The organism is Streptomyces calidiresistens (assembly GCF_014141525.1).
Taxonomy (GTDB): Bacteria; Actinomycetota; Actinomycetes; order Streptomycetales; family Streptomycetaceae; genus Streptomyces; species Streptomyces calidiresistens.
In genome coordinates, this window is the sequence record NZ_VKHS01000112.1 from 1 (window position 1) to 10,195 (window position 10,195).

Annotated in this window: 8 protein-coding genes; 3 read left to right on the plus strand and 5 right to left on the minus strand. The window is 73.2% G+C overall.

The window, feature by feature from the left end; all coding sequences use genetic code 11:
* Nucleotides 1-52: 52 nt before the first annotated feature.
* Nucleotides 53-970 (minus strand): SDR family NAD(P)-dependent oxidoreductase, encoded by a 918-nt coding sequence (locus FOE67_RS07470; protein WP_182661742.1) that lies wholly within the window; start codon nucleotides 968-970, stop codon nucleotides 53-55.
* 196 nt (nucleotides 971-1,166) lie between these two features.
* Here FOE67_RS07470 and FOE67_RS29045 point away from each other — a divergent pair, with 196 nt between their 5' ends.
* Nucleotides 1,167-1,472, plus strand: coding sequence for a hypothetical protein (locus tag FOE67_RS29045; protein WP_228473654.1), 306 nt, complete (start codon nucleotides 1,167-1,169; stop codon nucleotides 1,470-1,472).
* A 58-nt stretch (nucleotides 1,473-1,530) separates the two neighbouring features.
* Complete coding sequence (locus tag FOE67_RS07475) at nucleotides 1,531-2,544, plus strand: Rieske (2Fe-2S) protein (RefSeq protein WP_182661743.1); 1,014 nt, start codon at nucleotides 1,531-1,533, stop codon at nucleotides 2,542-2,544.
* Nucleotides 2,545-2,972: 428 nt separating this feature from the next.
* Here FOE67_RS07475 and FOE67_RS07480 read toward each other — a convergent pair whose 3' ends face one another.
* The 4 genes from FOE67_RS07480 to FOE67_RS07495 all read right to left on the minus strand — a co-directional run bounded on the left by FOE67_RS07480 (nucleotide 2,973) and on the right by FOE67_RS07495 (nucleotide 9,056).
* Entirely contained in the window at nucleotides 2,973-5,027 is a 2,055-nt protein-coding gene (locus FOE67_RS07480; RefSeq protein ID WP_182661745.1) for a serine/threonine protein kinase, read from the minus strand.
* 275 nt (nucleotides 5,028-5,302) lie between these two features.
* Entirely contained in the window at nucleotides 5,303-7,363 is a 2,061-nt protein-coding gene (locus tag FOE67_RS07485; protein ID WP_182661747.1) for a GAF domain-containing SpoIIE family protein phosphatase, read from the minus strand.
* The gene (locus FOE67_RS07490) at nucleotides 7,364-8,512 is read right to left on the minus strand and encodes an acyl-CoA dehydrogenase family protein (RefSeq protein WP_182661749.1); all 1,149 of its coding nucleotides are present in this window, start codon (nucleotides 8,510-8,512) and stop codon (nucleotides 7,364-7,366) included.
* Nucleotides 8,513-8,693: 181 nt separating this feature from the next.
* A complete protein-coding gene (locus tag FOE67_RS07495; protein ID WP_182661751.1) occupies nucleotides 8,694-9,056 on the minus strand; it encodes an STAS domain-containing protein in 363 nt (120 codons plus the stop codon).
* Between the two features lie 618 nt (nucleotides 9,057-9,674).
* Between FOE67_RS07495 and FOE67_RS07500 the strand changes: the two genes are divergently transcribed.
* Nucleotides 9,675-10,195: PAS domain-containing protein (locus tag FOE67_RS07500; RefSeq protein ID WP_228473656.1), on the plus strand; the 521-nt coding region annotated here is incomplete at its 3' end.

Below are 10,195 nucleotides of genomic sequence, written 5' to 3' on the forward strand. Positions count from 1 at the left end.
TTCCCGTTGTGAGCCGATCGGCCGGTCGGCCCGGCTCATCCGGCCGATCGGCTCACAACGGGAAGGTCACCCCGGTCAGGTCCTCCGAGAGGGTCCACAGCCGCAGCTGGGCCGCGGTGTCCCGGGCGCGGGCGTCGACCTTCACCGGCACGGGGTGGCCGCGGGTCTCCATGAAGCCGTCCGGCCCGTAGTAGTCCCCGCCCCGGACCCGGGGGTCGGTGGCGGCGCGCAGCGTCGGCAGGGCGCCCATCGCCGGGCTCTGCGCCACCACGGAACCGAACCGCTTCATCGAGTCGTTCAACGGGCCCGGCAGGTGGCGCATCAGCTCGGTGGCCGACAGCCCCGGGTGGGCGGCGGTCGCGATCGTCCCGGCTTTCCGGCCCGCGAGTCGGCTCTGCAACTCGCGGGTGAACAGGAGGTTCGCCAGTTTCGACCGGCCGTAGGCGGAGATCCGGTCGTAGGAGTGCTCGGCGTGGGGATCCTCGAAGTCGATCTCGGAGCGGAAGCGGTGCGCCATGCTGCTGACCGTCACCACCCGCGAGTCCGGCACCGGCAGGAGACGGTCCAGCAGCAGGCCGGTGAGGGCGAAGTGCCCCAGGTGGTTGGTCCCGAAGTGCAGTTCGAAGCCGTCCCGGGTGGTGCCCTTCGGCGTGTACATCACGCCGGCGTTGTTGATCAGCAGGTCGAGGCGGGCGTGCTCGGTGCGCAGCCGCTCGGCGGCCGTCCGGACGGAATCCAGGGAGGCCAGGTCCAGTTCCCGCACCGCGACCTTCGCCGTCGGTGCCCTCTCCGTGATCCGTGCGGCGGCCCGTTCGCCCTTCTCGGTGTCCCGCACGGCCAGCACGACGGTCGCCCCGCGCTCCGCGAGCACCCGCGCGGTCTCGAAGCCGATGCCGGTGTTGGCGCCGGTGATCACCGCGACCCGTCCGTCCTGCGCCGGCACGTCCGCCTCGGACCACTTCTCGACCATCGCTCCTCCACGTCTCGTCCGATTCCCACCCCCGGGCCCCGCTCCCGGGAGCCGCCCCAACGGTATGGGACCGGCGGGTCGGACACACCGGTCGGGGCCGGCGTGTCCTCCCGGAGCCCGGAGCCCGGACACGGGGGGTGCCGGCCGATCCGGGCCCGCGAGGTGTGGAACCCCCGGCGATGGAAACCCGGACCACATGACCGGGCGAAACGGATACCGGGTGGCGGCCTCGGGCGTGTGGCGCGATGAGGAGGACGGGCGCCGGCTCCCCTCCGGAGAGGCGCACGCGTGGGAACCCGGCAGGAACGAGACCGTGTGCGGGCTCTCCCTCGCCCGCTCGGAACTGGTGCGCCTGGCGGGGATCCCGTGGGCCGAGGCACTCCCCGAATCCGGCGGCGCCGCCGACCGCGTTCGCCGGGTCTGTCCGCGGTGCGCGGCGGTCGCCGGGCGTCGGGGCCCGGACGCCCGTCCCCGGTGGCGGAGGACGAACCCGCGCCCCTGACCGCTCCCCGATCCCGCGCCGGAGGTTTCCACCGGGCCGATCGGGCTACTCGCCCCCCATGAACGCAGCGAACGGAAACGGGCGCCGCTCCGCCGGTCCGGGGCGCTTCCTGTCCGCGGTGGACCGGCTGGAGCGGTACCCGGGGGCCGACCGCCTCATCGACTCCATCGGCAGGAGGATCCGGGCCCTGCCACTGGGCCCCGTCCGGGACGTCCTGCACGGCAAGCCCATCGGCCATCCCGCGCACCCCCTGCTGGTGCAGATGCCCATCGGCGCCTGGTTCTCCGCCGGCGTGCTGGACCTGCTGCCGGGCGAGGGGCGGCGTCGGGCGGCCCGCACCCTGGTCGGGGTCGGCACGGTGGCCGCCGTCCCCTCCGCCTGGGCGGGTTGGGTCGACTGGGCCGAGTTGCACCGTCAGCAGAAGCGCGTGGGCCTGGTCCACGCCGCCGTCAACGTCGCCGCCGTCGGCGTGTACGCGACCTCCTGGGCGACCCGCCGGGCGGGCCGGCACACCGCCGGTCGGGCCCTGGGGTGGACCGGGTTCGCCCTGGTCGGGATCAGCGGGGCCCTGGGCGGCCACATGGCCTACCGTCAGGCCTCGGGCGCCAACCACGCCGAGGAGGTTCCGCACCTGGTCGGCCCCGGTTGGCACGCGATCGCCGATGTCGCCGACCTGCCGGTGGGCGAGCCGGTGCGCCGCCACGTGGACGGGGTGCCCGTGGTGGTGGTGCGCGAGAGCGGCACCACCGTTCACGTCCTCGCCGAGCGGTGCAGCCACCTCGCCGGTCCGCTGTCGGAGGGGACCCTGGAGGACGGCTGCGTGCGCTGCCCCTGGCACGGCAGCCTCTTCCGTCTGGTGGACGGCTGGAACGTGGAGGGCCCGGCCACCTCGCCCCAACCCGCCTTCGACAGCCGGATCGTGGACGGCCGTCTGGAGGTGCGCCTGCGCCACCTGGCCGGCGCCGGGGAGGCGGAGGAGGGGGCGGAACCCTCCGACTCCCACCACGACTCCGACGCCTCCGACGAGTGGAAACTCCGCCACGGGGGAGAAAGCGGCGGGAAAGCCGCCTGAACCGGGTGCCGACACCACCGCTCGCGGGCCCGCGTCCCCTCGGAGTCGTCACGGCTCCGCCCCACCGGGAGGAACCGGTGGGAGCCCGGGTGCTCGCCGGCGAGGCGGAGGAGACGAGGATGGGGACGCGGAACATGCGCCCTGGCAGTGGCGGGCGCCGCGGCCGGCGGGAACGACACCTCCCACCCGGCCACGTACATCCTGCCGCTGGACCGGGTCCCGGAGGGGTACGACATGTTCGAGCACAGGTAAGGACGGCTCTCCGCGGGTCGTCTTCACCCCCCGACGGCGCCGGGGCACGTGCTGACACCGATTCCCCCGCCGACCCGGAAGGCCCCTCGGTGAGGTGGGGCGCGTTCTCTTCGGGGCACCGGGTGAGCCGCACCGAATGCCGCGCCGGCAGTGCCTGTCCCTCCGCGGTCGGGAACTCAGGCGTTCTCCGGACAGTCGCCCGAGGCGATGATGACGGGTGCGTGGTCGTACAGGGGGTCCACCACGGTGGCCCAGCGGGTGTATCCCCAGGCGGGATTTGTTCGCCGCTCGGCCAACAGCGTCGGGCACAGGGTGTTCTCCACCGTCTCCGAGAAGTGGCTCTGTTGCGCACGTCCCATGAGCGCTCCGTCATCCAGGGCCCAGACGTACGCGGCTTGTTGCACGGGGTCGAATCCCAGATCGATGGGGTCCTCCAGGATGAAGGGTGTCAGGCCGGGGCTGTGGGCGACGCGGGTCCTCCAGGCGCTGTTGATCTCGCGGTCGAGATCATCGGCGATGCGGATTTCACGGGGGTCGGCACTCGGCATCCGCGCGGTGAACAGGCCCTCCTCATCGCCGTACCACCGTCCGGCGATGGTGGTGGAACACCCCGTCTCGGCCTCACCGAAACCGAGGATCATCGGCACCGCTCCGGCGGAGAAGTCGTGCCATTGAACGACGAACCTGCCGTACGACCATGTAGCGGGGGAGTCCCGCAGGCGTTCGTTCAGAGCGGTACACGCGGCCATCGCACCGGCACGGCGGAAGAGATCCTGATACTCCCAAGGGGCCTGAGGGACGGCCTCGGCGGTGACCATCATCGTCTGGGCACGGCGATTGAAGGTGATCACGGGATCGACGGGGACCGTGTGCTTCGTGGCGAGGATCGCCGCCAGATGATCCCGGACGGCTGCTTCGACCTCCCGTTCGGAGGGGTGGTCGGCGGGAACGCTCGCCACCCACTCCTCGGGGTGGGGCTCGGTCGGGTCACCTTGCCGGGTGTAGGCGGTGTCTCCCGGCTCCTCCACGGGGGTGGCGGAGGCGCCCGTGGGCGGGACAGTGGGTTCGTCGGGGTCGGAGGCACCGTTGGGACGATCGGGGGAAGGTGGTGCCGCCGCCGGACCGTCCACCACCTCGGTGGGCGAGGATTCCCGCGCGGACAGCGGGTCGCCGTCATCGGTCCTCCCCCCGGGTTGGAACGCGAGGGCGCCGCCCCCGATGCCGGCGACGAGGAGCAGCGTCGTCAGGGCGAGGGCGAGAACACGTCCGCGCCGGAACGCGGGAGCGGAGTGCCAGGGCGGGTCGTCCACCAGTGGCATGTCCCATTGGGCTTCGGAGAACCGTCCGAGGTCGGAAGGTGGGGACTCGCCGTCGGTGGCGAGTACCACGGTGGCCCGGGAGGCGAGGAGAGCGGAGCACTTCTCGGCCGCGGCCTCGGCGGTGATCCTTTTCCGGGGGTCCTCGGCGAGCGCTTCGGCGACAGTGGGGAGCAGGTCTTCGGGGATGCCGTCCAGGTCGGGCTTCCCGGACAGAACACGGTGGACGACCACGTCGGGAGCGCCGGTGCCGAACGGCAGACGGCCGGTGGCCGCGTAGGCCACGAGAGCCCCCCAGGCGAACATGTCGCCCTCGGCGCCGGTGGTGCCGGTGCGGTAGTGCTCCGGACTGATCCACCCCGGGGTGCCGGTGATCATCCCGGTACGTGTGACGCCGGTGCCGTCGGAGGCCCGGGCGATGCCGAAGTCCAGAACCCTGGGCCCATCGGGAGCCAGAATGACGTTCTGTGGTTTGACATCCCGATGCACCACGCCCGTGGCATGAATGGCGGCCAGGGCCCGGGCGGTTCCGGCGGCGAAGGCGTACAAGGTGCCCCCGGTGAGAGCGCCTCGCGCGGTCACGTGTTGATGAAGCGTGGGGCCGGGCGCATAGGCCGTGGCCAACCACGGGGTCTCGGCATCCGGATCAGCGGCCAACAGGGGAAGCAGGCATGGTCCCTGCACGCGGGCGGAGAGCTTCACCTCGCGGTGGAACCTGGCGCGGAACTCCGGGTCCTCGGCCTGCGCGGGATGAATGACCTTGACCGCCACCCGTCGACCATCGGGGGCGAGAGCGGCGTGGACCGTTCCCATGCCTCCCGAACCGAGACGGCCGATGACCCGGTAGGGACCGATGCGGGTGGGGTCCCCCGTCAGGGCGGGGCGAACCCCTCCGGCGGGGCCGGTTTCGTTCACAGGGCGTTCCGGCCCTTTCGTAACTTCAGCGGATGGAGGCAGGAGGACGGACCGGCTCCCACCGGTGCTTCCGACCTCAAGGGCAGGGGACAGCCTAGGGTTTCGGGGTGTTCGGTGCGGCTGATTCACGAAGGTTCGGAGAGGACGGGTGGAGGCGCCGAGCCATGGGGATCGCCTTTCCCACACGGAACGGAGCGAGCCCGGTCTCTCTTCGATCCCGTGAACGGACCCGGACCCGGAGCCCCGAAAACCGGGGCGGGGAGGACGACGCGCCGTCAGGGGCGGGCGGTGAGGGTGATGAGGGCGAGGTCGTCGCGGAGCCTTCCCTGCCACCGGGTGAGGGCGTCCGCGAAGAGCAGGTCGGCGAGTTGCTCGGCCGGGCGCTCCCCCTCGGGGCCGGGCCAGGAGGCCACGAGGTCCGCCAGGTCCTCCGGTTCCCGGTTCAGGTGGGGGCCGGAGCCCTCGGTGAAGCCGTCGGTGTACAGGGCGAGGCTGTCACCGGGACGCAACACCGTGGTGTGGACGGGGAGTTCGGTGATGTCGAAGGCGCCGAGCAGGGGGCCGTGGTCCGTCAGGAGCCGGGTCCGGCCGTCGTGTCGCCGCAGCAGGGGCGCCGGATGTCCCGCCGAGGCGAGGCGCAGCCGCACGGAGGGGGCATCGGAGGGCCCGGCCGCCCCGGACGGCTCCAGGACGGCCTGGACGAGTGTGCAGAAGGGGCTGTTCTCCCGGCACAGGGCCCGGTGGACGATGGGCAGGACACGCGCGGGATCGGGGTCCTGCTGGGCCGCCGTCCACACCGTGTGCCGGACCAGCCCCGTGACGGCCGCCGCGGCGGGGCCCTTGCCGCAGACGTCCCCCAGCACCAGGACCCACCGGCCGTCGGACAGCGGGAACACGTCGTAGAAGTCCCCGCCGATGTCCAGGCTGTCGCCCTGGGCGCGGTAGCGGGCGGCGATGTCCAGCCCGGGCAGTCGGGGGAGGTCGGGTGGCAGCAGCGGGGCCTGCAGGGCCCGGGCGGTGTCGTGCAGTCGGTTCAGCAGACGGTCCTGGCGGATACCGACCGCGATCTGGTCGGCGATGCCGGACAGCGCGTCGAGTGTCGTCTCGGGCAGTGCCCGACGGGCGAAGAGGGCCATGACGCCCATGAGTTCGCCATCGGTGATCAGCGGGTAGCCCGCGAACGCGACCATGCCCTCACGGCGCGCCCACTCCCGATCGGCGGTGCGGGGATCGTCCACCACCGAGTTGGTCAGGTGCGGTTTGCGGGCGACGGCGACGAGGTCGGCCTCGATGTCGCCCGCCCCGAGGGGGGAGTCCTCGGCGAACCGGGCGTGTGATCCCGCCGCCGCCCCGGGGAAGAGGGTGTTCCCGACGGGGTCGTGGGTCCAGATCCGGACGAGGGCGATGTCCAGCCGGTCGACGACGGCCCGCGCGGAGCGCCCGAGCCGCTGCCGCAGGGGGCCGCCGGTGGTCATCGCGGCGGCCACGTCCCCGCTGAGGAGGGCGTGGCCGGTGCGTTCGGCCAGTCGTCGCCGGGTCTCGGTGGTGTGGGTGACGTCCTCGATGAGGATCAGGGTGTGCGCGGTGCCGTCGGTGTGGGTGACCGACTGGGCGCCCATCCGCAGGATCTGCTGGGCGCCGGCATCGTCGGCGCGCTCGAAGAGGTCGGGCCCGGTGGGGGAGAGGGCGGCGCGGGCGAGGTGTTCGCGCAGGTCCTCGCGGGTTCGGCGGGGGAAGAGCAGGAGGAAGCGGTTCCCCACCGCGTCGGGGCGCAGGGAGAGGATCTCCGCGGCCTTGCGGTTCCAGCCGATGAGGCGGGCACCGTCGTCCACGGCGACGGCGCCGATGAGGGCCTGGTGGTGCAGGGGGCCGAACAGGGTCTCGCCGGGCTGCCGGGCCGGCTCGTCACCGGCGAGCAGTTGGCGTTGCATCGCGGCCCGGGTGGCGCGGTACTCGTGCTGGAGGATCAGCCGGTCGAGCAGTGTTCCCGCGACCCGGGCGAGTTCGTCGGGGTCGCCGGCGGGGACCCGGGTGATGTGCGCGGTGGGGTCGAGCAGGGTGAGGGCGGGGAGGTCGGCACCGCCCCCGGGGCCGGTGACGAGGGCGACGGCGAGCCCCTCGGTCCGGTCCCGCAGCACGCCGACGAGGCCGGCCGGGGCGGTCACCCCGGCCCCGACGACCAGCAGGGTCGGCTCCCCCGCGTCGGTGGCGGGTACGGTCCCGCCCGGCCGGAGCCGGCTCACCTCGGCCCGGTCGCCGAGGGCCGCGCGCAGCCGGGACGTCGCGTCGTCGTCCACGCCGGCCAGGAGGACCCGCACCGTGGGGGGAGAGGCCATTCAGTCCCCCAACAGGGGTTGTTCCAGCAGGGCTCTGCCCGTCCACACCCGCAGCGTGTCGGTCAGGGGGGCCATCACGTGGGCGGCACGGGCGTCGCGCAGGTGCCGGTGCAGGGGGCTGTCCCGGGAGTAGCCGATGCCCCCGGTCAGGGTGAGCGCGTCGTTGATCACCGATTCGGCGGTCTCGGCGACCTCGGCCTTGGCCGAGCACAGGGCGGGCAGGGACTCGGGGCCGCCGGCGTCGGCCTCCGCGGCGGCCCGGTAGACCAGTCGGCGGGTGCGCTCGACGCGTGCCCACATGGACCCCAGGCGGTGCTGCACCAGTGGTTGCGCGGCCAGGGTGGTGCCGCTGTGCGCGTGGCGGCGGCGCAGCAGGTGGCGGCGGGCCTCCTCCAGGGCCGCGGAGGCCACGCCCAGGTAGGTGCCGGCCATGGCCATGAGGAAGTAGGGGGTGACGATGTTGAAGACGTACCAGATCTCGGCACCCTCCTCGCCGAGCAGCCGGGTGCGGGGCAGCGACACCTCCTCCAGGCGCAGGGAGCGGGAGTCGTTGCCGCGCATGCCCATGCCCGTCCAGGGCGGTCCCCAGGTCGCCCCCGGGTCGTCCCCGTCGAGGAGGACGCAGGAGAACCGGCCGGGCAGTTCGTTCTCCCCGACGGCGACGGTGGACAGGACGTAGGAGTCGGCGTGGCCGCCGTTGGTGACGAAACTCTTCTCGCCGGTGAGGAGCAGTCGGTCCCCCCGGGCCTCCATGCGGGTCCGGGGCAGCCAGAACTCCCCTCCCGTGCCGGGCTCGGAGAGCGCCAGGGTGGTCAGGTGCTCCCCGGCGGCGATGGGTTCGAGGTGGTGCCGTCGCTGGTGGTCGGTGGCCCTCGCGGAGATCACGGCGGAGGCGACCAGGTGCATGCCCATACAGATGGAGGTCGAGGCACAGGCCCGGCCGGTCACCTCGCCGACCTGCGCCACCGCCAACAGGCCGTGCCCCATCCCGCCGCATTCCTCGGGGACCACCAGTCCGCCGAGTTCGGAGAGCAGTGCCGCCATGCCCTCGGCGGGCCAGCGCTGCTCGGCGTCCACGGAGGCCGCGCGCGGGGCCAGGACCTCCTCGGCCAGCCGACGGGCGGTGGCCACCGCCGCTCCCGGTTCCATTCCCGTCACCTCCGACCGCCCTCGCTCGTCCCGCCGTGTACCGCCGGCATGTTTTCCACACGACAACCATCCCATGCCGCCGGCGGGGTCCCGGGTCCGGGCTCGGCCGGCGGGTGCGGTGTGATCATCCCCCCGGCGGTGGGGAACGGTGGGGAACCGGCGCACCCGGGGCGCCCGCCGTTCATTGCCGCAGGTGGTCGAGGGCCCGCTCGGTGGTGGGATGCAGGGCGAGGAATCGGTCGAGGCCGGTGACCACGAAGACCCGCTCCACGTGGGGTCGGAGGCCGACCAGGCCCATCCGGCAGCCGGCGGTCCCGGCCCGGTGGTGGGCGCCGACGAGCGCGGTCAGGCCGGTGGAGTCGCAGTACTCCAGGCCCGACAGGTCGAGGATCACGGCGGTGTCGGGCGACAGGGGGAGGTCGGCGAGTTCCCGGTTGAAACGCGGAACCGTGTGGTGATCCAACTCACCGTCCAGACGGAGCAGGATCGGTCCGGCCGGGTGGGACCGGCGGGTGAGGACCAGGGTGCTCTCCGTCCCGGTCACCGCGGTGCCCCGGTGGGGACGGCGCCGGGGGTGGCCGGGCCCCGGCGGCGCGGGGCACGGTGGGGCGCGTGGCGGGTGGTGGGTCTCTTCATCATCCCTCCGCGGGGGCGCTGCGCTGCCTCGGACCGAGCCCGGGGGAGCCCCGGTTCCGCTGGCTTATCCTACGAAATGGCAAGTGGGGCGCGGAACGAGGCGGTCCCGTCGCCGGACGACCACGATCACGGGACCCGATGGTCCGGCGTTTCGGTTCCGCCCGCGTCGGCGTGGCCGCGACGGGAACCGTGAACGGGCGTGTACGTCTGGGGCGGGTGTCCCGGGGTGTGCCCGGCCCCGGAGCGCCCTCCGGGGCACCCGCGCCGGGAAGCCCCGAGGGACCAGAAGGATCCGAAGCACTCGAAGGACTCGAAGGACTCGAAGGAGAGGTGCCGCGTGGCAGGGCCTGAAGACGTCGGACGGGATCGTCCGACGGCCGGCGGACCCCCGGTGTTCGCCGCCGATCCGGAGGTGGGCCGGGACCTGGCCGCCGTGAACTGGTCGGCCACCCCGCTGGGCCCCCCGGAGAACTGGCCGCAGAGCCTGCGCACCGCCGTGAGCATCCTGCTGTCCTCCCGCTTCCCGATGTGGATGGCGTGGGGACCGGAGCTGACGTTCTTCTGCAACGCCGCCTACCGTCGCGACACCCTCGGTCAGAAGTACCCGTGGGCGCTGGGCCGCCCCGCCGGTGAGGTGTGGGCGGAGATCTGGAACGACATCGGTCCCCGCATCGACACCGTGCTCGCCACCGGCGAGGCCACCTGGGACGAGGCGCTGCGACTGTTCCTGGAGCGCTCCGGCTACCCCGAGGAGAGCTACCACACCTTCTCCTACAGCCCGCTGCGCGACGACACCGGCGCCGTGGTCGGGATGCTGTGCGTGGTCAGCGAGGACACCGAGCGCGTCATCGGCGAGCGCCGCATGGCCACCCTGCGGGACCTGGGCTCCGACCCCAGCGTGGTCCGCACCGAGGAGGAGGTCATGACCTTCGCGGCCCGGCAACTGGGCCGCAACCCCTACGACCTGCCCTTCACCCTGACCTACCTCTTCGACGACGACGGCTCCGCCCGGCTGGCCGGATCCTCCGGCATGCCCCTCCCGCACCC

What these genes read in the sequence shown, in the direction of transcription:
- FOE67_RS07475 (WP_182661743.1), top strand. Translation starts at nt 1,531, where the DNA reads ATGAACGCAGCGAACGGAAACGGGCGCCGCTCCGCCGGTCCGGGGCGC.
- FOE67_RS07485 (WP_182661747.1), bottom strand. Translation starts at nt 7,363, where the DNA reads ATGGCCTCTCCCCCCACGGTGCGGGTCCTCCTGGCCGGCGTGGACGAC.
- FOE67_RS07470 (WP_182661742.1), bottom strand. Translation starts at nt 970, where the DNA reads ATGGTCGAGAAGTGGTCCGAGGCGGACGTGCCGGCGCAGGACGGACGG.
- FOE67_RS07490 (WP_182661749.1), bottom strand. Translation starts at nt 8,512, where the DNA reads ATGGAACCGGGAGCGGCGGTGGCCACCGCCCGTCGGCTGGCCGAGGAG.
- FOE67_RS29045 (WP_228473654.1), top strand. Translation starts at nt 1,167, where the DNA reads ATGACCGGGCGAAACGGATACCGGGTGGCGGCCTCGGGCGTGTGGCGC.